The sequence below is a fragment of the Moraxella catarrhalis genome, from assembly GCF_001656295.1.
In the GTDB taxonomy this organism is placed as follows: Bacteria; Pseudomonadota; Gammaproteobacteria; order Pseudomonadales; family Moraxellaceae; genus Moraxella; species Moraxella veridica.
The window spans coordinates 124615-149529 of record NZ_LXHE01000002.1; the positions used below are offsets into that span (position 1 = coordinate 124615).

Below are 24915 nucleotides of genomic sequence, written 5' to 3' on the forward strand. Positions count from 1 at the left end.
CGATTTCATAAAAAACCTTGTTATGGCTAACAAGGTTTTTTATTATTAAGGTTGATTTGATTTAAGAAAGGTTTTTGACACCAGCACCATGTAAGGTGCTATATCCGCCTGCGTGTTTTTCAACGATGATTTGGGTATCAATGCGTTCTTTTAGGCTGGCGACATGGCTAATAATACCAATACTTTTACCGCTTTGTTGTAGTTCAAACAAGGTATTAAGCGCCAAATCTAAAGCAGTTTCATCCAGTGTACCAAAGCCTTCATCCAAAAATAGTGATTCAATTTGTACATTTTGGCTATTAATCTGCGATAAACCGAGTGCCAAAGCCAGTGAGATGATAAAACTTTCACCACCTGATAGATTTTTACTGCTGCGTACCGCATCGCCTTGGTGAAGATCTGTCACTAAGATTTCAAGCGCCTTTGAGCTATCGCCATCAAAGGTGAGCAGGTAGCGATCGTTCATTTTTGCCAAAATTTGATTGGCATGATGTAGCACCAAATCCAGTGTTAAACCTTGCACAAAGTTTCGATATTTTTTACCGTCTGCTGAGCCGATCAGCATATCAAGCTTTGCCCAAATTGAATTTTCTTGTTCTTGGCGTTGGATGTCTTTAAGAATCTGTGTATGCCGCTGACGGTTTTGAAGCTCGCTATTTTTGATGGCGTTAAGCTCGCCAATAGATTGGTTGATGCTCTCTAGCTGTTGTTGCAGATTGATGAGCTCTGTGTGTAAATCTTCAAGCTTGAATTGATGAGCATTAGGGTTTGATTTGATTAAATTATCAAGTTTTTCTTGACAGTTATTGATTGATATTGTCGCTTGGTTTAGTTGATTGATGAGCGTATCATGTGCGGTTTTGAGCTCAATCAGCTCATCTTCTGAGATCATCGCTGTTAGAAATTCATCTTGAGTGCCAAACTCCGATGCCATCAGTGCGTCATCAAACGCTGCTTTGCTTTGATCAAGCTTATTAGTCAATTCTGTGATGCTAAGATCCAAGCTTTCGATGGTTGCTTTTTGGGCGTGTAAGGCGGTCAGATTATCATGCAAAGCTTTGGTGCTACTATCAAGATCCGCTCTGGCTTTGGTGAGTTGATCTTGATAATGTTTTTCGGTTTGGTCAGGATCTTGATCACCCAGCAGAGCGGTGCGCTCAGTGACTTGGGTTTTGATTTCAAGAGTTTTGTCATCCAAAGTGCGGTTTAGCTCATCAATTAAAGGCGTAAGTTCTTGAATTTTTTCGGTGTGTGCGTTGATCTGTGCATCTAAGTGGATAAGCTTGGTTTGTTTCTCCAAAAGATCATCATTCAGCGCCATCGCTTGATTGGCTTGAGATTCAAGTGAGTGCTGAGTCCTGGATAAAGTGCGCCAAACTTGGTCAAATTCTTCTTCATTAAGCTTTAATACGCTCAGACTAAAGTCTTCAGCATTCGGTAGGACATTGCCTTGGGTGTGATGTGCGATGATATCATACCAAGTGCTGATTTCGGATAGATGCTGTTTAATGGCGCTAAACTCATCTGGCATGCTAATGGTGCTTTGTGCTTGGATCAGCTGATTAAATGCAGCTAATAGCTGATCGCAAAAATGCGATTTGGCATCAAAGATCTCGCGCATCAGCATCTCTGTATTATCACGAAGCATTAGACCGTTAGCCTTTAGATTTTCTTTTTTAATCGCCTGTTTGTCTTTTTGAGCGATCAGCTGATTTAGTTCATGCAAAAGCCCACTGCTTAGCCGATAAGTTTCTTCAAGATGTTGAATGTTATCTTGACTATTTTTAATCAATTTATCAATTTCACCTTTACTTGGCAGGGTGGTTGAATTATCTGAGTTTATCTCACCTGCGATCGTCTGCCATGTGGCATTAAGATCGTGATGCAGATGCTTGCTTTTATTTTGTGCAAGGCTCAAATGATCTTGATGAGCATCCAAAGTCACCTGTAGCTTGTGTAATGTGGTCGTTTGCTGATTGGCGGTCTCATTGAGTTCATTGAGCTTGGTTTCGCACAATAATAATTTTTCTTTGGTAAGTTCAGCGTTTTTACCGTCCAAGTGATTGGGCTGCGACTTAAAAGGATGTTCAGTACTTCCACAAAGCGGGCAAGGATCGCCATCTTTGAGCTGATCAAAGTGCGCTTTCATATGCAAAATTTGCTTATGCAGCTCATAATTTTCCAAGACCGCTTTATGAGTCTCGCTCGCTTGTTCGATCTTTTGAGAGAGTGTCTCTAAAGCAGTTTGGATGTTGGTTTTTTCTGTTTGTAGATCACTCATCTTGCGACTGGTGTCGCTGATTTCAGATTGAATAAGTGTGTATTGCTCATAATTTTCATAGATGCGATCTAGCGTATGCAGAATATGTGTCTGCTGCTTGATTTTTGCGTATTGATTTTCTATGGTTTTTTGTAGGATATCTACATTAATAATATCTTTTTTATTTAAGTTTAATTTATCAATAATTTTATCATTTATAGCGATAATTTGGCTCTCGATAGAGTGTAGAGCTTCACCGATAGCTTTAAAAGTCTTTCGCTTATCCTTAAGCTCGCCAAGACGAATGTTGAATGTCCCAATGCGCTGAAGCTGCTGCTGATGAGCGTGTGTTATCGCGCGCCGCAGCGTATCATATTGTGAGATATGATTATTGCATAGGTGTAATTTTTCATTTATGTTATCGCTATCAATGCGACTAATTTTTTGTTGGATACTATCAATATCTTTCACCAAAGCTGATTGATTGGCTTGGGTTTCTTTGAGTAGCTCTTGCGCGGATGAATGCGTTTGTTTTGTTTTTTCAAGGGTTTGGATGAGGCTTTGCTGCTCTTTATATAAAGCGCTGATATGCTGATCAAGCCTACGAGCCGCTTGTAGTTTTGGCTTTAAAATTTCATAATCATTATTTAATTTATTAATATTTTCTTGAAATTGATCATGCGCTTGACTGTGCTTTTGGTGGCTTAAATGTATTTCGTTCAGACGTGCGTTAAATGCGACGAGCTGCTCTTTTTTATTGAGCTGCTCAAGATGCTGCTCATGAAACACTGTGTAAAGTGGCTGCAAATTTTTGGCATTATAAGCGCGATTCAAGCGTTGTATATTTGGTTCAAAATTGGTTAAGTCTTCTTGATGCTCGATCAGCTTTGCTTGATAATGATTGATTTCCTTATTCAAAGTTTGATAGTCATCGGCAGTTTTTTGGTGATCGCTGACAAGCTTAATCTGAGACTCAAGCGAGCTTTTTTGTTCTGTGACTTTGCTGATTTGCTCAATTAATTGGTCATATTCTTCTGAATTTAATAAACGAACTTCGCCCAGTTTGATTTGTAGATTTTTTAATAAATTAAGCTGTTCTTTGTGCTTTTCAAAGGCTGCTTGCCCGATTTTGGCGTAGATGTGCGTGCCTGTAATTTGTTCAAGAATTTGACCGCGCTCGGCGGCGTCCGACTGTAGAAATGCCGCAAATTCGCCTTGTACAAGCATGACCGATCGAGTGAATTGGACTTTATTCATGCCCAAAATACGCTCAATTTCCTTATTGACCAAGCTTGCTTTTTCTTCAAGGATTTTTCCATGCGTATCATCGGCGTGCTCAAGTAAGCTGATCTCTCGGCTGACGGCTTGAAGATTACCATCGACTTTTTGCTTAGCTCTGCGCTGCGACCAACTGACTTGATATATTTTATTATTAGCACGAAAAACAACGGTACTCGCAGCCATGGCGGTGCCAATACTCATCAGCTCATTATGCGTGGCAGAAACATTCAGACGAGGCGTCTCACCATACAAGGCTAAGCAGATGGCATCCAAAATCGTTGTTTTGCCAGCACCTGTGGGACCTGTGATGGCAAATAAAGCGTGGCTATTAAAAGCAGGATCTTCAAAATCTATCTGCCATTTGCCTTTTAGGGAGTTGATATTTTCAAAGGTAAGTTTTAAGATTTTCATTTTAAGTTCACCTTTAAGATCAGACAGCTTTATGATCGGTTTCTTGGATTTCTTTGATCAAATCTTGATAAGCGCCGATAAGATCGTTTTTTTCGTCTTGATTGAGATCTTCTTTATCAAGCCGCTTATAAAACACATCCATTTCATCAAGTTCTTCTAAATTTAGGGTAGGCGTGTTTGATTTTAGGCTGCCTTGATAGGTGGTTTTGTTTTTGATGCTGATCGTAGCAATGCTTGAACCTTCAAGCAGATCGACAATTTGCTGCTTTAAATTGGTGATTAGGGTGTCGCCAACATACTCAATTTCAAGCCAAATGGGTTCATCATGTGCCTTTAGGGTGTCGATGGCGCTAGCGATGAACGCCATATCACCGCAGATTCTAGCAAGGCTATGAAAAATTGGAACAGGTAGGCTATGGATTGATATGGTATCGTTATCTTGATTTTCGCCATGCAAATCATCATTCTTTGGCGACTTTGATATCGGTATGCGTTTATTGAGTGGTAAATCAACAATCAGCACTTGTTTGTGGCGTCCAATCTCTCCAAATCCCATCGCGATTGGCGAGCCGCTATAGCGGATGTGATTTTTTTGACCGACTTTTTGGGCAGCGTGAATATGACCAAGTGCCACATAATCAATGGCATCATCAAAAATCTGACTACTGATCTGACCAAGTGTTCCAATCTGAATATCACGCATGCCATCATCGGTGGATGAGACAGCGGCACCAGCGGCATAGAGATGTCCTGTGGCAATGATGGGGATGGTTTTTTGGTGGGTGTGATAAACGGCTTGCTGCTTATCCTTGGCAAGATTGGCTAAAGACTGGTAATAGTCAGCCACGCCCTCCAGTAAGAGCTGATTTTTTTGGTGGATTGAGTTGGCATCAATCCCACTTCTGACATCACGATCACGAATATAAGGCACCGCCATCACGATAGCACTTGGGATACCTGCATCATCTGTTAGAACGATGAGCTCATCAGATTTGTCTTGGCTGACACTGCCAATCACATGGGTATTTAGCACACCGAGCACTTCTTTGGTTTTTTGTAGGCTGGTGGGAGAATCATGATTGCCTGCGACGATGATGATGTGCTGAATATGATTTTTAAAGGCGGAGGCAAGAAAGTGATGGTAAAGGTATTCTGCACGGTTGCTTGGTGTCATGGTATCAAAGATATCACCAGCAACAATTAAAATATCCACTTGATGTAATGTCAAAGCCTCAATCAGCCAATCCAAAAATTTAGCAAATTCATCATAGCGTGACTGATTGTATAAAAGCTTGCCCAAATGCCAATCAGATGTATGCAATAGACGCAGCGAGTCCTTGGGTTTGGGTAGGGTAGGCACAATGGGGCTTTGATGGGTTAGATGTGTTTTAAATATCGTCATGACAGTTGCCAAATTATCAAAAAAAGACCGCAAACAGCGGTCTTTGGTCAAACAGTGGTACGCACAGTTGCAGCTTTATCCAAAGCGGTGTACAAGCGATTGACTTGATCGGCATCGGTTAAATACAAATTCACGCGTACAGAATGAAAGCGACCTGTGCGAGATGGGCGAACCTGCATGGTCGCTGCATCAAATTCAGGAAAAATCTCTGCTAAAATTAGTTTCACTTCATTGATCAAAGTTTCATGATGTCCTTCGTGTCCGATGATACTCATGGGATAATCCATAGGAAAATTCCAAAGCTCAGGCGTTTGAATTTCGGTGCGTGTTGGAGTTTTTGGCGTATTAGTCATAAGTTATCCTAAATGATTTTGGTGTAGAAATAAGATGGGGGAATTTTGTCAAAATTAAAGTAGTATCATCAAAACCTAGCTGATTAAAAACTCCATCACCGCCTTTGAGCCGACAAAACCGATCGCCAGTAATAAAAATCCATATACCGCAAAATTTGCGGCACGCTTACCCCGCCAGCCGTAGCGATAATGACCAGCAATCAACAGCCCATATAATAGCCAGCTCAGCAAGCTAAATACCATCTTATGTGCCAAATGTTGATCTAAGATGTCATAAGTTGCGACCAGACCAAACCCAAGTGCGATACTCAAAATCACAAATCCAGTCAGCACCATATCAAACAAAAGACTCTCCATACTCTGTAAAGACGGCAGGCGACTGACCCAAAATCGATGAATGGTTTTGCGTTTAAGCTCACGAATTTGTAAGCGTAAGAGTACCCCTTGAACGGCTGCCATCAGTAGCACACAATACGCAGCAAATGATAGTAAAATGTGGATTTGTAGAGTGTTTGATAAATCCGTGAGTGGTTTGTAAGCCACTTGACCAAAATAGCCCAAGCTCACCCCAACCGCTGCCATCGGAACCGCCAAAATCCCTAAGCTTAAAATTGGGCGATACAGACCAAATAATACATAAAATAATACAAAAAATAAGCTGGTTAAGCTTAGCGTATTAAATAAGTTAAAGTTTAGTCCGTAGAGCGTGATGATTTCAGGTGTCAATACCCAACCATGTAATAAGATAGCAAAAATTAATATGCCAAGCACCGACCGATGAATCGGTGTCTTTTGAAATAAGGCATATGCCAAATAAAGACCTGATCCTATATAAAGTATCAGACACAGTAAAAAAATAACAAGCACGGCTACCCCTTTGTTGATGTCTGATTAATCATTTGGATATCGGTAAAAGAATTTTGCTCCAAATCCTAACAATCAGCATAAATCGTGCAATTAAATTGGAATATTTGCCTAATTTAGCATAAAATAGCAGGTATTTGTAGCAATACTTTTATGGATATCCAAATGATGACAGGTAAATCTTAAGTGATGTCCAAACTTTGAAATAACACATTGGAAAAATTATGTTTGATACTTTAACTGAACGACTCTCTGGTAGTTTGCGTCATATCGCAGGCACAGGACAGCTGACCGAAGACAACATCAAAGATACTCTAAGAGAAGTACGCATGGCACTGCTTGAAGCGGATGTTGCATTGCCAGTTGCACGCAACTTTGTCGCACGCGTCAAGGAACAAGCACTTGGTCAAGAAGTACTCAAAGAACTCGCCCCAGGGCAAGCGTTTGTTAAAATCGTTTATGATGAACTCACTGAGATGATGGGCAGTGCCAATCAGACGCTTGAGATGACGGGTAAGCCACCTTTGGTGTATCTGCTGGCAGGTTTGCAGGGTGCAGGTAAGACGACTACTGCAGGCAAGCTGGCTAAGTTTTTGCAAGACAAACAAAGCAAAAAGGTCATGCTGGTATCAGCTGATATATATCGTCCAGCAGCCATCAAGCAGCTTGAACAGGTGGCAGCACAAGTCGGTGCAAGCTTTGTACCTTCAACAACCGATGAAAACCCAATTGATATCGCACGCCGAGCTATCGATGAGGCTAAACTTCAGTATCAAGATATTTTGATCATTGATACCGCAGGTCGTCTGCATATTGATGATGAGATGATGAGTGAAATCAAGGAGTTAACCAAGGCAGTCAATCCTGTGGAGACGCTGTTTGTGGTGGATTCGATGACAGGTCAGGATGCGGCCAATACTGCCAAAGCATTTAATGACGCACTGCCTTTGACAGGCGTGATTTTAACCAAAACTGATGGCGATGCGCGCGGCGGTGCAGCACTTTCAGTGCGTGCGATCACAGGTAAGCCGATTAAGTTTTTGGGTCGTGGCGAAAAACTAGAAGCACTTGAGTTGTTCCACCCCGAGCGTATCGCTCAGCGTATTTTAGGTATGGGTGATGTGCTGTCTTTGGTCGAAGAAGTTGAACAAAAAATTGACCGTGAAAAAGCCGAAAAAATGGCGAAAAAAATTCAAAAAGGTGGCGAGTTTGATTTAGAAGACCTGCTCACCCAATTTCAGCAGATGAAAAATTTGGGTGGGATGGCAGGCTTTTTGGATAAGATGCCAGGCTTGGGTGGTGCTGATATCCAAAAAGCAATGGAAGAAGCCAAGCCTGAAGAAAAAGTCAAAGAAATGGAAGCACTCATCCACTCAATGACACCGTTTGAACGCCAAAATCCAGATAAAATCACACCAAGCCGCAAACGCCGTATTGCTGCAGGCTCAGGTAGGCAGATTCAAGATGTTAATCGCCTCCTCAAGCAGCACAAACAAATGGCAAAAATGATGAAAATGATCAGCCGACCTGACGGCATTGGCAAAATGATGAAAGCGGTGCAAGGTCTGACTCGTGGCATGTCAGGTGGCGGCCCTTTATTTGGTAATAAAGACGCTAATCAGGCAGGCGCGCCAACGATGCAAGACATGCAAAAATCCATGCAGGATCTGGGTCTAAAGCCAGAAGATATGCCCAGCATGGAAGAGATGCAAAAAAAGATGCAAGAAATGCAAAGCCAGCTTCCATCAAACTTTAAAAAGCGTTTTTGATGGGTGGTGGCTGTTATGTCAAATTTAATGGCATTTGATACGGTATTTGAGCAATGTTCGATTGCACTTTTGACAGATGGCGCCGTAATTTATGAACAGACTGTGGCAGGCGGTCGTGGTCAAACCGAGATTATCTTATCTTTGGTGGATGAGGCGTTATCTCAGACGAATATTAAGTTATCAAACATAGACTGTTTGGCGTTTAATCGTGGTCCTGGTGCATTTAGTGGCATTCGCATTAATACCGCAGTGGTACAGGCTTTATCGGTGGCACATGAAACTTTGTGCGTGGGTGTTTCAAGTTTGGCTGCGTTGGCGGACACAGCACATCAGATACACCAATTTGCAGAATCATCGTGTATCACGGCGGTTATGGATGCACGCCAAAATCAAGTCTATGCTGGTAATTTTATGGTTAAACATGGCAATATTCAGCCAATCGTAGATGCCAGCAATGCCTATGGTAACGAATTTTTGGTAGATTATGGCAGTGCCGTGCCTGCTGATGTTATCGTCGGTGATGGCGTATCTTTGATTAACACAAATGCCAATATTAAACTAAAAATTCAACCAACAGCAAGCGATATCGCTCGATTGGCTTGGGGCGAATATCAACAAGGTTATGCGGTGCGTGCAGAACACGCTTTACCTGTTTATCTCAGAGATAATGCTTGGAAAACTTTGGCTGAGCAAGGTAAATGATGGCTATCAACCGCCTTTATCATGAGTGCATGTTGGATAATAAATAGCAATATTTATATATTTCTAATAGCCAATCAAGCCTCATTAAGCTGCTGGCTATTTAAGTTGGTTGAAGCGGTGGCATTCTATTTTTTTATTTTTGAGATGATTGATGGATATTTTGCTAATTATCAAGGCGATCATAATGGGTGTGGTGGAAGGCATTGCTGAATTTTTGCCCATTTCAAGCACAGGGTATCTGATTTTGTCTGCAGATATCATGAATTTTTTAAGTGGTGAATTTCGCAATTTATTCATTGTATTTATTCAATTGGGTGCAATCTTGGCGGTCATTTATGATTACTGGGGTAGGCTTTGGGGTGCGTTCATGGGATTGGTGACAGGGCATTCATCAGATCTTACCAAGCCAAGACAGCTTGGCTTTTCTTTGATGATCGCAAGTTTGCCTGTGGTTGTGGTTGGTTTTACGATGGCGGATTTTATCACCAATGCACTGTTTCATCCTTTGGTGGTGGCGACCATGCTCATTTTAGGTGCATTGATTATCATTTATGCTGAAAAAAACCCTCGTCCCATCCATGCACCAGAAGCTGAAAATATCAGCTTTAAAACAGCACTTGGTATTGGTCTGTGTCAGTGCTTGGCCTTGATTCCAGGGACGAGTCGTTCAGGCTCGACGATTATCGGAGCGCTACTATTAGGGACATCTCGCAAGGCGGCGACAGAGTTTTCTTTTTTCTTAGGCATTCCTGTAATTATTGGTGCTGCATTGCTTGATTTAATTAAGCATTTTGATGCAATACAAACCTTAGCTGATTGGCTGATCTTGCTGATTGGGACAGGAGTGTCTTTTGTTGTCGCACTTTTGTGCATTCGATTGATGGTGGCTTGGGTGAGTCAAAAAGACTTTATGATTTTTGCTTGGTTGCGAATTGCGACAGGTGTTTTGGTGTTGATTGCATTTTTTGGGTTTAATTATCAAATCCAAGCTTGAATCATCCTTTTAAGTAATAAACTGACATTTTAGAGAGCGATTGTGCGATTATCATTGATTTATGACAAGCCAAATACCGTAGTAGATGAGCTTTTGTCTATCTGTCAGGTGTATGATTTGCCACTTGATTGGGCGGTGCATCGGCACAATAAGCTCAATGATAAGCAAATTTTACAGTTGAAACAAACTGGCGATACGCCCATCATTGCCATCTTAAAAAACACACCAACATTAATCAAAGTCGAAGATAAAACAATCATCAAATCTACACTAAATTGGTCAGCACTTCAGCATCGCATTGTGACAGCAGGGCGTAAATCAGAGCTGATTTTGCAGGCGTGTAAACTGCAAGCAGGCATGACGGCGCTAGACGGTACTGCAGGGTTTGGTCATGATGCACTAATTTTGGCAAGTAGTGGCGCTCATGTGACTTTGTGTGAGAGTAATCCTGTGATGGCATTACTGCTCTATTATGAATATCAGGCAATGGCCCAAGAGGCAAATTGGCAAGGACTTTTGGGTCGTATGGATATTATTTACAAAGATACCAGTGAGATGACAGGGGAATTTGACTGTGTGTATTTAGATCCGATGTTTCCCAAAGATAGCTATAAAGCCAAGGTAAATAAGCAAATGCAAGCGTTGCATGAATTGGCAGCACCACCAACACAATCAGAAGCACACCAGATTTTTTGTCGGTCGATGAACATGATTAAACCAAATGGCAGACTGATTATCAAAAGACCAATCGGCGCACCATATTTTGTTCAACAACCACCAAATCACAGCATTCAAAACGACGCATTAAGATTTGATCGCTATGATAAAAACAGACATTCAGCCTTGCATCTGGGGTAATGGTCATTTATCAATAGGCTGGTCATGAAAACCTATTTATTTGGGAGAATTTAAAATGGATGGCTGGATCATATGGGCATACCTTGCCTTAAATGTTTTGATATTAATACAAAATTTCACACAAAAAACTCGCATCCGAAAACTTGAAGATGCGTTGTTTGTCTATAAAAAACAAGAATGGCTTGAGTACGCACAATCGCAAGCAAATTTACCACAAGTCAAAGCCATCAAAGCTATTCGTGCCAAATTTCCAGAAATCAGCTTCAGGCAAGCCGTGCAGTTGTATGTTATGGTAAGCCCACCAAAGAATCACTCATGAAAAATCTTAAGACCCACGCACCTATGACGGTTAACGAAAAGTTCATTGCATGGCTGCAACTGACACGCTTTGATAAACCTGTTGGCACCGAGCTGTTATTACATCCCACGCTTTGGGCATTATTTTTGGTCTATGCAGGTAAAAATATATTACCAAATTTTTGGTATATTGTAATTTTTGCTTTGGGAGCGATTTTGATGCGTGCCGCTGGCTGTGCGATCAATGATTTTGCTGATCGAAAGGTGGATGGGCAAGTCAAGCGTACCAATACAAGACCTTTGGCAGATGGTCGACTGTCACCAAAAACGGCAGTACTCACTTTTATCGGCTTATCATTATTGGCGGCGTGCTTGCTGTTTTTTTTACCTCAAGCAGTTTTTTATTGGTCTTTGGGTGCAGTATTATTGGCATTTATTTATCCGTTTATGAAGCGATTCACCAATATACCACAGTTGGTGTTGGCAGCGGCATTTGGCTGGGCAATTCCGATGGCATTTGTCGCTGTACAAGGCGTGCCTGATTTATGGACTTGGGTGCTATTTATTGCCTATATGTGCTGGACGGTTGCTTATGATACTGAGTACGCCATGTGTGACCGAGATGACGATCTTAAAATTGGTGTAAAATCAACCGCCATACTCTTTGGTAGATACGATGTAAAAATCACCATGGGTTTGAACCTTATCTTTACGGTGCTGATGAGTGTTTCATTTTGGCATTATTTTGATAATTTACCCAAATGGCTGTGCATTATGACATTTATGCCTGTGCTTGCGATGTTTTTTCGGCAATATCAGCTTATCGCCAATCGTGAACGCTTAGCGTGCTTTACCGCCTTTAAAGAAAATGTTTGGGTGGGGCGGTATGTTTTGACTATGACGGTGATTTTTTGTTTGATTTATTTTAGATAATCTTATCATGTTATAAATTTATAAAAATTGACTGTCTATTATTTTCTGTTATTTTAAAGAAACTTTTTGGCATTTTGCTAAATTGTCATCAAATTGTCATAAACCAAATTTATAATTTGTACAGCTTAAGTAACTAAGCCACTGTATAAAAAACCTTGGAAACTTAGGTTGTTTGAAGTGGTTTTTCATTTATCTTTGGTGAATTTATGGTAAATTCTACAAAACAAGCCACGCCGATGGCAGTCAATCTATTTTTTGGTTTGCTATTGGCTGGAATGAGTATCTATTTTATCCAATGGGGCTTGGTCTACACAATGCATCAGCAGGTGCTATTGTTTATGATTGCAAGTTTCTTTGGTATTTTTATGGCATTCAACATTGGCGGTAACGATGTTGCCAACTCATTTGGCACATCCGTGGGTGCAGGTACGCTATCAGTCACTCAGGCGTTGGCAGTTGCGGCAATTTTTGAAGTATCAGGTGCCGTTTTGGCGGGTGCAGCGGTCACAGATACGATTCGTAGCGGCATTGTTGATATCGGTCAATTGGGCGTTTCCCCAAATCAGTTTATTTACTTGATGCTTTCAGCACTCGTTGCAGCGGCATTTTGGCTATTGTTTGCAACGAAGCGTGGCCTACCAGTATCAACCACACATGCCATTATTGGTGGTATTGTGGGCAGTTCAATCGTGCTTGGCATTAGTATCGGTGGGGTTGATTTTGCATTTTCAACTATCAAATGGTCAAAGATTCGTGATATTGCACTTTCTTGGGTGATATCACCTGTGTTAGGCGGGGCATTATCATATTTATTATACAGTATTATTAAAAAAAATATATTGGCATATAATGATAAAGCGGAATTGGTCGTTAAGACCATTAAAGCCAAAAAAAAGGCACTTAAGCGTGAACAAAAAGAGTATTTTGAGACACTTGATGATAAAGAAAAGTTGCCATATACCAATGCGTTGCTGCGTGACCAAGAGGCTTTTAAAGACGGTGATTGTCAGCGTGATGATTTAGAAACCCAATATTACCGTGCCATTTTTGACCTTGAACGCCGCCGTGATAATCTTGATACACTAAAGGCTTTAAAGACATGGGTGCCACTCATTGCCGCTTTGGGTGCGGTGATTATGACAGCGATGGTTGTATTTAAGGGTTTGGCAAATACAGGTTTACAATTATCCATTCTCCAAGCTGGTTTGGTGATGGGTATGTTGGGTGCTTTGGTATGGTTGACCGCTTTTATTTATACCAAAACCATTCGTGGTAAACATAAAGAAGCCTTAGGTAAAGCGACTTTTGTTATGTTCAGCTGGATGCAGGTATTTACAGCATGTGCCTTTGCTTTTAGCCATGGTTCCAACGATATTGCCAATGCAGTCGGTCCTTTTGTTGCCATTATGGATGTGATTAAAAATAACGCAGTTGAGGCTCAGGCAACGGTACCAGCACCTGTCATGCTAACCTTTGGCGTTTCACTGATTGTAGGTTTATGGTTTATTGGTAAAGAGGTTATTCAAACAGTTGGCACAAACCTTACCGAAATGCATCCAGCTTCAGGTTTTTCAGCAGAGCTTGCAGCGGCTGCAGTTGTCATGGGTGCTTCTAGCTTAGGCATTCCTGTTTCAAGTACGCACATTTTGGTGGGTGCTGTGCTTGGTATTGGTTTGGTGAATAAAAATACCAATTGGCGTTTGATGAAACCTATTGGTTTGGCTTGGGTCATTACCTTGCCAGCAGCAGCAACCATCAGTGCCATCTCGTTCTTATTGCTCACCTATTTTCTTTGATTGACAGCACAAAATGGTTATTTTGTAGGCTTGTGTTAATCTTAAGCCGCTAAATCCCTTTGGATCTGATATTCAAAGGGATAATTTTTTTTAATTTTTATGATTTAATTTTTATGATAAATTCAAATGTACATATATAAAATAATAATAATATACTTTAATAAAAATTAAATAAATTAACTCTAAAAATAGATAAAGACAATCGTTAAAAGGGTTGATATTGACAATATTTGCCCTTAAATTGTTGCTTGGTTTTTCTTAATTGTTTAATTTCTAGATTTGTCATTTTTGTCATTAAGTCTTACAAATGATCGTTTATCGTATCAATGAATTGCATTATAATTCAATTAATTATCAATAGCTTTGGAGAAAATAATGAAAACCGTCTTTCATGCCGCTGATTCTCGTGGCGATGCCGAACATGGTTGGCTAAAAAGCCGTCATACCTTTAGCTTTGCAGAGTATTATGATCCACAGCGTATGGGCTTTGGTGTGCTTCGTGTCATTAATGATGATTGTGTTCAAGGCGGAATGGGCTTTGGCAGACATCCGCATCAAGATATGGAAATTATTTCACTGCCTTTGAGTGGTGATTTGGCACACAAAGACAGCATGGGTAATGGCAGTATCATTAAAAATGGTGATATCCAAGTTATGTCTGCTGGTACGGGCATTACTCACAGCGAAATGAATGCTAACGCTGATAAGCCAGTGAAGTTTTTACAAATTTGGGTCTTAACTCGTAAAAATGGCATAAAACCACGCTATCAACAAGTCACCATTGCCGATCAAGCCAAGCCAAATGATTTTCAACAAATTTTATCGCCAAATGCAGATGATGATGGGGTATGGATTCATCAAGATGCTTGGTTTTCATTAGCCAACTTTGATAAAGATACCAGTCGCTACTATCAAATCAAAAAGTCAGACAATGGGGTTTATGTATTTGTGATCAAAGGCGGTGCAAACATTAATGGTCAGCAACTTGGCGAGCGTGATGGTTTGGGTATTTGGGATGTGGATGGTTTTGAATTGACTGCGACCAGCGACGCCCAAATCTTATTGATGGATGTGCCAATGGATATTGCAACCAATACCAATCAGCCTTAATTCATTTATTCATTAAGGTAAGGTCTTATTGATGCCGTTGGTATGATTATGATTGTTGTCAAATAAAAATTAAGCATAAAAAACACGCCCAGTAATTTACTGAGCGCGTTTTAGAATAGTGGCATCCCATAGGGGATTCGAACCCCTGTTACCGCCGTGAAAGGGCGGTGTCCTAGGCCTCTAGACGAATGGGACACAGTGTGCAAAGCTCAAACCTTTGCTGAATTTCGGCGCTTTCACCGTTGATCCGAAATTGGTTGCAATTATATCATGATATTTTTGGTCGTCAAGCGTTTTATGTCAAAATTTTGACAAAAACTGCTAAGTAATTGATTTTTAATAAAATAATTTGGTCTGCTAGTCTTTAAAGTTATTAAATTGTAAAGGCACACCAAATGTCTTTTCTTTTAAAAAAGCCATAGCAAGTTGCAGATTATCTTTTTTCTTATCACTGATTCTAATTTTATCGCCTTGGATGCTGGCAGATACTTTTAAATCAGATTCTTTGAGTGTTTTTGAGATTTTTTTGGCAGTATCGCTGTCTAAGCCATCTTTTAGATGGATGATTTGCTTGGTTTGTTTCCCTGATTGGCTTTTGTCTTGTGGGTCAAGTGATTGTAAATCAACGCCTCGTTTAATCAATTGTTTTTCAAAAATCGCATACACATTATCTGATTGTAATTCATTATCAGTGGTAATGGTAACTGTTTTGGCTTTTTCATTCAGTTGAATACTGATATCGCTGCCTTTAAAATCAAAGCGGTTGGCAACCTCTTTTTCAGTATTTTGAACTGCGTGCTTAACCTCAAAAACTTGTAATTCTGAAACCACATCAAAAGATGGCATGATAATTCTCCTTATAATTGGTTTTAAGTAATTTTTTAAATTTATCCATCAAGTCAGTGATGGCGTCTGATGAGAGCTGGTTGGCGTGTCATCTTGGGTTAAATTGGCATGATTGGTTGATAAAAGTGTATTTTGATTGACAATATGGCAAAACAGTTCAGCAGTTTTTTGGGCATCGTATAGTGCTGAATGTGCATGTTGATTATCAAATTCAAGCCCAGCAATCACACAAGTTTTTGCCAAAACGGTATGACCATAAGCCAATGCAGCAAAACTCACCGTATCTAATACGCTAAACGCATGAAAGGGCGAATGGTTTTTGCTATTGGTTCGTGCAATGGCAGCATTTAAAAATCCCAAATCAAAATGTGCATTATGCCCAACCAAAATACACTGACGGCAACCATGTTCTTTTTTGATGGCTTTTAATGCTTTAAAAATACGACGCAAGGCAGTTTTTTCATCTTCGCTGATGGCTTTTCTAAAGGGGCTATCAGGATTAATGCCAGTGAATTTTAGAGCAGCTGGCTCAAGATTAGCACCCTCAAATGGCTCAATGTGTGCATTTAATGGCTCACCTTGATAAAGATTCCCATCATTATCCATCAAAATCGGCACGCAAGCGATTTCAAGCAATGCATCGGTGGCAGCATTAAATCCAGCGGTCTCTACATCAACCACCACAGGCAAAAATCCACGAAATCGTTCAGCGATGAGAGTTTTTGTTGGTTTGACTGTCTTGCTCATATGCCAACCACTTGCCAAGGTAAAACCTCACCTGCCAACAACGGTGTCAGCGTCTTATCACCCAAATAATCAAAGCTGTCAGGTACGGTCTGCGGCTCTTTGATGAGTGTGATTTGGGTGGTATTGACTGGCAATCCATAAAAATCAGCGCCATATCGGCTGGCAAAGTTTTCAAGTTTATCAAGTGCATTGACACTTTCAAATGCCATGGCATAGAGCGGTAGAGCGTGCAAGGCACTATAACAACCTGCACAACCACACGATGATTCTTTTGTGTGTGTGGCATGAGGGGCGGAATCTGTCCCTAAGAAAAACTTAGGATTGCCACTAGTTGCCACTTCAAGCAAACGCTTTTGGTGTGCAGCACGCTTTAAAATGGGCAAACAATAATAGTGCGGCTTAATACCGCCAACCAACAGATGATTGCGATTAAATAAAAGATGCTGTGGGGTAATTGTCGCTGCGATGTGATTGCCTTGAGCAAGACAAAAATCCGCTGCATCGGCGGTAGTGATATGCTCCATGACAATTTTTAAATTAGGGAATTGTGTGATAATTTTATTTAGCACATCATCTAAAAATCGTTTTTCACGATCAAAGATATCAATCTCACTGTGAGTCACTTCACCATGTACCAATAGCGGCATACCATGTTTTTGCATGGCCTCAAATACCAAGCTGCGTGCCAAAATATCAGTTACACCATCAGCTGAATTGGTGGTTGCTCCAGCAGGATACAGCTTAACTGCCGATACAATGCCTGTTTGTGCGGCATCGTCAATATCTTTGGCGGTGGTTTGATCGGTCAAATAAAGCACCATGCGTGGATCGAAACTATCTTTACGAGTGGCTGGTAGATCACTGTCTTTTAATGCCTTTAAGATGCGTTCACGATAAGCGATGGCTTGATTGGCAGTTTTAACAGGTGGCACTAAATTAGGCATACAAATCACACGGTTAAAACTGGTTGCCGCATGCCGAACGGTGGTCGCCAGAGCCTCACCATCACGCAGATGGATATGCCAATCATCTGGCTGAATGAGAGTAAGAATAGTGGTCATAATCGGCTCACTTGGCTGAGTGTCTATTGAGTAACGATTGATAAATTATACAATATTTCTCAATGAAATGGCTAAAATCAATATCTTGCCATTATTCTAGCATGGGGCGGTTTTGTCAAGTTTTAAATTTGATACATAAACAAAAAAGTCGCTTGCTGAAATTTTGCAAGCGACCATGTAAATGAAGCATTAATTTAGCGAAAGTCGGGATCTTCATTCTTGGCATATTCAATAAAAGAAAGATGTTCATTAATCATTTTATTTGAATAAATGTAACAAAGTATGCTGAGTGCCAATCCAGCAATGCCAGGAAAGAGACCAATAATTGTAACAATCAACAGAATTGACACAACAATACCGAAAATACCTATATATTTAAATAGCTTAAAGATATTAATTGCTTTTTGATTGCCGTAAATAAAAGTTTCCAAATCGGTCACAAAACCCATGGTTTTAGCCTGATTCTTTACAATTTTGTATTTGGCACTATTAAAAGCCATTGAGTACTCCAAATATTATTAAATATCAATTTAAATTAAAATTCTATAGCAAAAAAACAATGTCAAGTAATTTGAAAAAAATTCCCAACCGTAGAACGATTGGGAATTTGATGGTTTTAGAGAAACTGGCTTATTTGCCTTTATGCTCAAGCTGTGGTACGGCATTTCCGCCACCCAAGCCTAGCAAGCCTGATTGGACATACAGCCCCAGTTTTTGGCGTGTATCTGCAATGTCTAGATTACGCATGGTCAGCTGACCGATGCGATCAAGCGGTGTGAACGCAGCATCTTCAACTTTCTCCATGGATAAGCGATCAGCTTCATAGGTCAGGTTTGGTGATTCGGTATTTAAGATACTATAATCATTACCCCGGCGCAGCTCAAGCGTGACTTCCCCTGTGATCGCCTTGGCAACCCAGCGCTGAGCGGTCTCGCGCAGCATGAGCGCTTGAGAATCAAACCAGCGACCTTGATACAGTAGGCGACCTAAGCGCAAGCCATTGATGCGATACTGCTCGATGGTGTCTTCATTATGGATGCCTGTCACCAAGCGCTCATAAGCGATGTGCAGCAGTGCCATACCGGGTGCTTCATAGATACCGCGAGATTTGGCTTCGATGATACGGTTCTCGATTTGGTCGGTCATGCCTAAGCCGTGACGACCGCCAATTTCATTGGCTTTTAGGATCAAATCAACCAAGCTGTCAAAATTTTCACCATTTAGCGCTGTGGGCACACCTTCTTCAAAGCTGACCGTCACTGTCTCAGCGGCGATTTCGACACTCTCATCCCAAAAACGCACGCCCATGATCGGCTCAACAATCTTATGGCTGGCATCCAAAAACTCAAGATCCTTAGCTTCGTGAGTTGCGCCAAGCATATTTGAGTCAGTTGAGTAGGCTTTTTCTTTGCTCATTTTATAATCAAAGCCATTATCAATCAAAAATTGACTCATCTCAGCGCGACCGCCAAGCTCATCAATAAAAGTTTGATCAAGCCAAGGTTTATAGATTTTAAGCTCAGGATTGGCAAGCAGACCATAGCGATAAAAACGCTCGATATCATTGCCTTTATAGGTCGATCCATCGCCCCAAACGTTCACATCATCTTCGCGCATCGCTGATACCAGCATCGTGCCTGTCACCGCACGCCCTAAAGGAGTCGTATTAAAATAGGGCATACCACCTGTGGTCACATGAAACGCACCGCACTGAATGGCAGCGATGCCTTCTTGAGCAAGCTGTAGACGGCAGTCCACCAATCGCGCCTTGACCGCACCATACTGTGTGGCTTTATCAGGAATGGCATTGTAGTCATCTTCGTCTGGCTGACCCAAATTGGCAGTATAGGCATAAGGCTCAGCGCCCTTTTGCTTCATCCAAAGCAGGGCAGCTGAAGTATCCAAACCGCCCGAAAAAGCGATACCGACTTTTTTGCCGACAGGAAGGTGCTGCAAAATGGTTGCATTACTCATATGAATATCCTTGATTTATGACTAAATAAAATGAACTTATCAAGAAATTATAACATTTTTTATGCTTAATGGATATTAAACCTAAGATAATTCGTCTTTTGTGATAAAAATAAGAATTTCATAACACTTTAGTATGCCAAATATGCGATGCTTTTGTTATACTATCATTTTAAAAAATGATGGCTATTATTTAGGAATTAATAATGACCGTAGATCGGCGTATCGTGATTGACACCCAATCACAGTGCTTAACTTTGTATCAAGACGATATTTTGCTGCGCCAATTTGCGATTTCCACCGCAAAAAACGGCACAGGACAGCTTGAGGGTACAGGCTGTACGCCGCTTGGTGAGCATGTCATCAGCCAAAAGATTGGCGATGGCTTGCCTGCCAATGCAGTGTTTGTTGGCAGACAGTTTACTGGTGAGCTTTATACTGATGAATTGGGGCATGATTTTCCTGATCGAGACTGGATACTTGGGCGTATTTTATGGCTTGATGGACAAATAGAGGGTCATAATCGTGGTCTGAATACTGATGGCAAGGTGGTGGATACCAAGTCGCGATATATTTATATTCACGGTACGCCAGACACAGAGCCGATGGGCGTGCCTATGTCGCATGGATGCATCAGAATGCGGATGGATGAACTTGTTTGGCTGTTTGATCAAGTGGCAGTAGGGACTTGCGTCGATATTTGTTAATTTTAAATGATTTATAAATCTAAAATGGAGAAAAACTTATGAAAAAACTAACTGCGATTGCTTTGGGAATGAGTGTGATTGCTTTGACTGCTTGTCAGAGCACAAGTGCGCCATCAATGACTCAGCAAACTGGCGGCGTGACAGCTGTACCGAATCATGCGCCAACCACCTCAAAGCCAAGTATTGATCTAATTAGTGCACAGGCGGACAGTCTGATTGTCTATTATCAGCCAAATGCCAAATCCGCCGTCCAAGCTTTGGCAAGCCGACGGGGCGATCTGATTTTAAATGAATTTGATATTTTTAATGCGATGGTTGTGCGCCCTGTACATCATGATGTCAATGCGACTGTGAATGTTTATAAATCGATCGCAGGCGTTTCAAAAGTTGTGGTTCATCAAGGCAGTTCGACACCACAAATGCCAAGCCAATAAGCGTCGCCGCCCAAAGGTAACTGTATGAATTTGCAAAAAGTTGATTTAAATTTATTGTTTTATTTGGATGTGCTTTTGCGTGAAAAAAATGTCACGCGTGCCGCTGAGCGGCTTGGTATTACTCAGCCTGCAATGAGTAATATTTTGCGGCGTCTGCGCTCATTATTTAATGATCCGCTCTTGGTGCGCTCATCTGAGGGCATGACGCCTACTGAGCGCGCTTTTGAGTTACAACCGCGCATTCGTGAGGTGCTCTCAGATATCACGACACTGCTTGAGCCGCGCACCGAGTTTCGTCCATATAGTACTTCTCGAGTATTTCGCATTATGACCAGTGATTATGCAGAAGCAACACTGGTACCTCGTTTGGTGAAAGCGTTGCGTAGCGAAGCACCTAATGTTATCTTGGATTTTTTGACGCCATCAGATGTCTCTTATCGAGACATGGAGCAAGGGCGTGTGGACTTGGCGATCAATCGCTTTAATGAAATTCCTCAAAGCTTTCATCAGGTATTGGTGTGGAGAGATACTTTTAGCTGCTTATTATCGGCGGACAGCTCTTACGCCAATCGTTTTAATCTTAAAAACTATCTAAAGGCGCATCATATTTGGGTATCAAAGACAGGTATGGGCGTGGGATTTGGTGTCAATCCTGAAAAGTCAGGCGGTCTTGGCTCGATCGACCAAGCCCTACAAAGACTGGGTCAAAAGCGGCAAATCAGTGTATTTACTAGGCATTATCAGATGCCTGCAATGCTTGTTGCGAATAAAGATTTAATTGCAACACTGCCCACACGAGTCGCTCGCTTGCAAGCAGATAATAATCCCAATATCATCATCAAAGAACCACCGTTTTTTATTCCTGAGTTTGAGCTGACCATGGCATGGTCACCGCTTCTTCAGCATCATCCTGCTCATCGCTGGTTACGCCAATTAATCTTGCATGTCGCACGACAAGTCATTGCTGAAGAAAATCAAGTCATCAAAGTATAGCAGCCATCTAAGGTGTCTTTAAGCCATGTTTTATGGTTTGGCAGAAGGGCGTTTATTGCGTTGGTCGGGCAATATGCGACGCTCTTCATCAAAACTTGACAGCGGTAAGAAGATAATATTGCTTTTTGGTAAATTTTCGTGCTGAATTAATCGCCAGTTTTGTGGCTTAGGGCTACTGATTTGCAAGTAATATTTGGCAGGGGTGTCATCAAGTTGCACTTTGCCAACATACACATTGTCTTTTTGATGGATAATGGTAAAATCACGATCTTTTGTATCATCAGTGGCATGCGAGATATGTACAGATAACTCATCTGGGTAGGTTAATGGTGTATCATTATGAAAGTTTTGGGCTGAAAGATTTTGGGTGGGATAATTTAATTCAAAGCGTATATCAGTTATGTTGGCATGCCAAGATAGTCGCATGACACCAAAAACGCCCAAATCATGTGCCAATTGATCACGAGATGAGTCTTGGTATAAGGTTTTACCATCCATATACCAATCATCACGGACGGTTGAGTCTTGAATTTTTATGGAATAAAAAATAAAAAATAAGCAAATCACCACAACCAACACAGGCAATCCAATGACAAAAATTAAAACCATATAGTTTTTGTACCAAATATTTGCCTGTTTATTGGGTTTGGGTGTCAGTTTCATGATATTTGCCAATGATTGGATTGCCATCAAAGTAGGTTAAACTAAAATGGGTCTTATTGTAGCACAATTAGACCCATTTAGGTGAAAAACCAAGCTTGGTTGTTAAGGTTAGTTATTTGGGCTGCTTGGATTTTTTTGGTTCATAAATAAAGACATCTTGAGCTGATGCACTGTATTGACCATCTTTACTATATACAGTGATGGTTACAGGTGTGCTGCCAGGCTTGATGATATTTGGGTCACCGATGATACTGACAGGCAAATCGTACGGTTCACTGGCTTGCAATGGTAATTCTTTAAAGCGTGAGCGTAAAGTCATACCAGCTGTATTTTCTGCCTCTAAACGAACTTGATAAACTTGGCGTTCATTGGTTTTGTTGACGATTTTTAAGACATAGCTATTTTCAACCATGCCATCTCGTCCGATTGTTGAGAGTTGTTTACGGTCATGGCGGATTTCCATCTCAAGGGGTGCACGACCAACCAATACCATCGTTGCAGCAATGATACAAGCCAAAAGTACACCAGTATAAGCAAAAATACGCCATCCGATAATTTTGGTCTTTTGTTTTTCAACCAATTGGCGTTCGGTGGTATAACGAATCAAACCCCGTGGGTAACCAACTTTATCCATGATTTCGTTGCATGCATCAATACAAGCAGCGCACTGGATACATTCAACCTGAAGCCCATTTCGGATATCAATGCCTGTGGGGCATACCTGAACACACATGGTGCAATCAACACAATCACCGTAACCTGCAGGCGTGGTATCTTTCTTACGCGCACCACGAGGCTCACCACGCTCATAATCATATGAAACAATCAATGTGTCTTTGTCAAACATGACAGATTGGAAGCGACCATAGGGACAAATGTACACACACATATGCTCTCGCATATAGCCTGCGTTGGTTTGGGTAACAAAGACAATCAGAATAAAAAATATCCATGTCATCTTACCCCAGCCCATAAAAAATAAAGGGTGTCCATTAAAAAATAAATAGTCTGTACCAACAATAAATGCAATAAAAGTTACCGCAGTAATCGCAGAAAAAACACCCCAAATGGTATGAATAAGGGCGGTTTTGAGAATTTTTTCGGCATTCCAAGGCATTTTATCAAATTTGATACGCTTGTTACGCTCACCAAGAATCCATTTTTCTACATGCTGATACAGATGCACATAAATGGTTTGTGGGCAAGCGTAACCACACCAAACCCGCCCAGCATAGACAGTTACCATAAATAGCATTAAAGCGGCAATGATAAAAACAAATGCAAAGAAGTAAAAATCTTGAGGCATAAAAGTTGCCCCAAAAATATAAAACTTAGGTTCGATAACATCAAATAAAAGTGCTTGTCTACCATCCCAACGAAGCCAAGGTGCGATTAAAAATCCCAGTAAAATCAAATACATGCTAATTAGGCGAATGTTGGTACATTTGCCTTTAGCAAAGCGTGGATGCACACGGTGCTTAGTTGCATCCATATCTTTGGAGGTGGGAATGATTTTTTCAGGGGCAGGGCGGGGTTTTTTCTTTGGTTTTTGTTCTTCTGACATAACAGATACCTTGGCTTATGGCCCAAATGAATTAAAAATCGCTTTACTTGCTAGAAGCATTTTTTTAAGGCATGGCTTGGTAAATAAAAAACACCAAAACGGGTAGTTGGTAACTTATCTTATATTACCATTTTTTGTAGGGTTTTTGTATGATATTTTGACATTTTATAAAAATATGCAAGTTATATTTTTGAATAAAGATATTCTTAAATGATAAAAACAAGTATTTATAGCACACTTACCTAAATCAAAACAAAACCCCATCAGGCTAATTTTGATGGGGGCGTTTGAAGTGTTTTTACAGTCTTTTACTTAAAATTCTTTGACTTAAAATTCGGTTATTTGCAGAATTTTTTTAAATAGCTCTTTTTGTTCTTGGCTTGGTTTGGCAGATTGTAGCGTCATGATTTGAGTCATATCACCGTCAATACGAATTTTGCCAAGCATAAACGCTTCAATGGCTTGATTGGCATCACCTGTTGAGATGAGCTGTGATAATGTTTCGCTATCAACGGTTACAGTGCTGATGGCATTTTCTGTCAAACCTTGAAAAATTTTACCTTCTTTAAGATGTAGTTCGCCACTGTCATCGCCAGTAACTTTGGCATTTAATAAGACATTAGCTAAATTTGGTGGTAGATTTAAATTGCCTGCAGCTTGATTGAGTTCATTGACTTGATTAAACCATGCTTGGCTTAAAAATTTTGCCATAATAATTATCCTTGACTGTTTGATAATATCGGTTAAGGTTAAAAAAGACACTATGCTTTAATTTGATTTGTATATTTGAGATATTATAAAGCAAAAGCACTGATTTGTCACAATCGTCTTTAGACCAGTTTAATCTCATACAGTTAATATAAAATGAGTTTTGGTTAATGATTGCATATTAAAATAAA

At 40.7% G+C, this 24915-nt stretch carries 23 protein-coding genes and 1 tRNA gene; 11 read left to right on the forward strand and 13 right to left on the reverse strand.

The window, feature by feature from the left end; translation table 11 throughout:
• Positions 1-61: 61 nt before the first annotated feature.
• From AO382_RS00670 to AO382_RS00685, 4 genes are all read right to left on the reverse strand, one after another.
• Positions 62-3952, reverse strand: a complete 3891-nt coding sequence (locus AO382_RS00670; protein ID WP_064617294.1) for an AAA family ATPase — start codon at positions 3950-3952, stop codon at positions 62-64.
• Positions 3953-3971: 19 nt separating this feature from the next.
• Positions 3972-5354, reverse strand: coding sequence for an exonuclease SbcCD subunit D C-terminal domain-containing protein (locus AO382_RS00675; RefSeq protein WP_227513588.1), 1383 nt, complete (start codon positions 5352-5354; stop codon positions 3972-3974).
• Between the two features lie 47 nt (positions 5355-5401).
• Positions 5402-5707: a YbeD family protein gene (locus AO382_RS00680; protein ID WP_064617298.1), complete on the reverse strand. Its 306-nt coding sequence runs from the start codon at positions 5705-5707 to the stop codon at positions 5402-5404.
• A gap of 75 nt (positions 5708-5782) precedes the next feature.
• Positions 5783-6574: an inner membrane protein YpjD gene (locus tag AO382_RS00685; protein WP_064611609.1), complete on the reverse strand. Its 792-nt coding sequence runs from the start codon at positions 6572-6574 to the stop codon at positions 5783-5785.
• A 221-nt stretch (positions 6575-6795) separates the two neighbouring features.
• Here AO382_RS00685 and ffh point away from each other — a divergent pair, with 221 nt between their 5' ends.
• From ffh to AO382_RS00725, 8 genes are all read left to right on the forward strand, one after another.
• On the forward strand, positions 6796-8340 hold the full coding sequence (gene ffh, locus AO382_RS00690) for a signal recognition particle protein (protein ID WP_064617300.1): 1545 nt from the start codon (positions 6796-6798) through the stop codon (positions 8338-8340).
• A 15-nt stretch (positions 8341-8355) separates the two neighbouring features.
• Entirely contained in the window at positions 8356-9042 is a 687-nt protein-coding gene (tsaB, locus tag AO382_RS00695; protein WP_064617302.1) for a tRNA (adenosine(37)-N6)-threonylcarbamoyltransferase complex dimerization subunit type 1 TsaB, read from the forward strand.
• A gap of 151 nt (positions 9043-9193) precedes the next feature.
• Positions 9194-10036, forward strand: a complete 843-nt coding sequence (locus AO382_RS00700) for an undecaprenyl-diphosphate phosphatase (protein ID WP_064611612.1) — start codon at positions 9194-9196, stop codon at positions 10034-10036.
• A gap of 42 nt (positions 10037-10078) precedes the next feature.
• A complete protein-coding gene (locus tag AO382_RS00705; protein ID WP_064617304.1) occupies positions 10079-10894 on the forward strand; it encodes a class I SAM-dependent methyltransferase in 816 nt (271 codons plus the stop codon).
• A 55-nt stretch (positions 10895-10949) separates the two neighbouring features.
• Positions 10950-11213, forward strand: a complete 264-nt coding sequence (locus AO382_RS00710; RefSeq protein WP_003671710.1) for a hypothetical protein — start codon at positions 10950-10952, stop codon at positions 11211-11213.
• A complete protein-coding gene (gene ubiA, locus AO382_RS00715) occupies positions 11210-12124 on the forward strand; it encodes a 4-hydroxybenzoate octaprenyltransferase (protein ID WP_064617306.1) in 915 nt (304 codons plus the stop codon). Before AO382_RS00710 ends, ubiA begins: the two co-directional genes overlap by 4 nt.
• Before the next feature lie 206 nt (positions 12125-12330).
• A complete protein-coding gene (locus AO382_RS00720) occupies positions 12331-13920 on the forward strand; it encodes an inorganic phosphate transporter (protein ID WP_064617308.1) in 1590 nt (529 codons plus the stop codon).
• Positions 13921-14295: 375 nt separating this feature from the next.
• Entirely contained in the window at positions 14296-15030 is a 735-nt protein-coding gene (locus AO382_RS00725; protein WP_064617310.1) for a pirin family protein, read from the forward strand.
• A 119-nt stretch (positions 15031-15149) separates the two neighbouring features.
• On the opposite strand, the gene AO382_RS00730 is transcribed toward AO382_RS00725, so the two are convergent.
• From AO382_RS00730 to argG, 6 genes are all read right to left on the reverse strand, one after another.
• Positions 15150-15225, reverse strand: a tRNA-Glu gene (locus AO382_RS00730).
• 162 nt (positions 15226-15387) lie between these two features.
• Complete coding sequence (locus tag AO382_RS00735; RefSeq protein WP_003657554.1) at positions 15388-15876, reverse strand: YajQ family cyclic di-GMP-binding protein; 489 nt, start codon at positions 15874-15876, stop codon at positions 15388-15390.
• A 48-nt stretch (positions 15877-15924) separates the two neighbouring features.
• Positions 15925-16623: a ribonuclease T gene (gene rnt, locus AO382_RS00740; RefSeq protein ID WP_064617312.1), complete on the reverse strand. Its 699-nt coding sequence runs from the start codon at positions 16621-16623 to the stop codon at positions 15925-15927.
• Positions 16620-17687, reverse strand: coding sequence for a dihydroorotase (gene pyrC, locus AO382_RS00745; RefSeq protein WP_081261318.1), 1068 nt, complete (start codon positions 17685-17687; stop codon positions 16620-16622). The genes rnt and pyrC overlap by 4 nt, the downstream gene beginning before the upstream one ends.
• Positions 17688-17878: 191 nt before the next feature.
• Complete coding sequence (locus AO382_RS00750; protein ID WP_064617316.1) at positions 17879-18184, reverse strand: hypothetical protein; 306 nt, start codon at positions 18182-18184, stop codon at positions 17879-17881.
• A 130-nt stretch (positions 18185-18314) separates the two neighbouring features.
• Positions 18315-19658: an argininosuccinate synthase gene (argG, locus tag AO382_RS00755; protein WP_064611621.1), complete on the reverse strand. Its 1344-nt coding sequence runs from the start codon at positions 19656-19658 to the stop codon at positions 18315-18317.
• 203 nt (positions 19659-19861) lie between these two features.
• Between argG and AO382_RS00760 the strand changes: the two genes are divergently transcribed.
• From AO382_RS00760 to AO382_RS00770, 3 genes are read left to right on the forward strand one after another with little or no spacing between them, the layout of a single operon-like run.
• Positions 19862-20362 carry a L,D-transpeptidase gene (locus AO382_RS00760; RefSeq protein WP_064617318.1) on the forward strand — a complete coding sequence of 167 codons (501 nt, stop codon included), beginning with the start codon at positions 19862-19864 and terminating at the stop codon, positions 20360-20362.
• A gap of 38 nt (positions 20363-20400) precedes the next feature.
• Complete coding sequence (locus tag AO382_RS00765; RefSeq protein WP_064611623.1) at positions 20401-20796, forward strand: hypothetical protein; 396 nt, start codon at positions 20401-20403, stop codon at positions 20794-20796.
• A 24-nt stretch (positions 20797-20820) separates the two neighbouring features.
• Positions 20821-21789: a LysR family transcriptional regulator gene (locus AO382_RS00770; RefSeq protein ID WP_064611624.1), complete on the forward strand. Its 969-nt coding sequence runs from the start codon at positions 20821-20823 to the stop codon at positions 21787-21789.
• Positions 21790-21819: 30 nt separating this feature from the next.
• Here AO382_RS00770 and AO382_RS00775 read toward each other — a convergent pair whose 3' ends face one another.
• The 3 genes from AO382_RS00775 to AO382_RS00785 all read right to left on the reverse strand — a co-directional run bounded on the left by AO382_RS00775 (position 21820) and on the right by AO382_RS00785 (position 24727).
• Entirely contained in the window at positions 21820-22452 is a 633-nt protein-coding gene (locus AO382_RS00775; RefSeq protein WP_064617320.1) for a FixH family protein, read from the reverse strand.
• Between the two features lie 112 nt (positions 22453-22564).
• Positions 22565-24016 (reverse strand): cytochrome c oxidase accessory protein CcoG, encoded by a 1452-nt coding sequence (ccoG, locus tag AO382_RS00780; protein ID WP_064617322.1) that lies wholly within the window; start codon positions 24014-24016, stop codon positions 22565-22567.
• 327 nt (positions 24017-24343) lie between these two features.
• Complete coding sequence (locus AO382_RS00785; protein WP_064603874.1) at positions 24344-24727, reverse strand: SCP2 sterol-binding domain-containing protein; 384 nt, start codon at positions 24725-24727, stop codon at positions 24344-24346.
• Positions 24728-24915 lie beyond the last annotated feature (188 nt).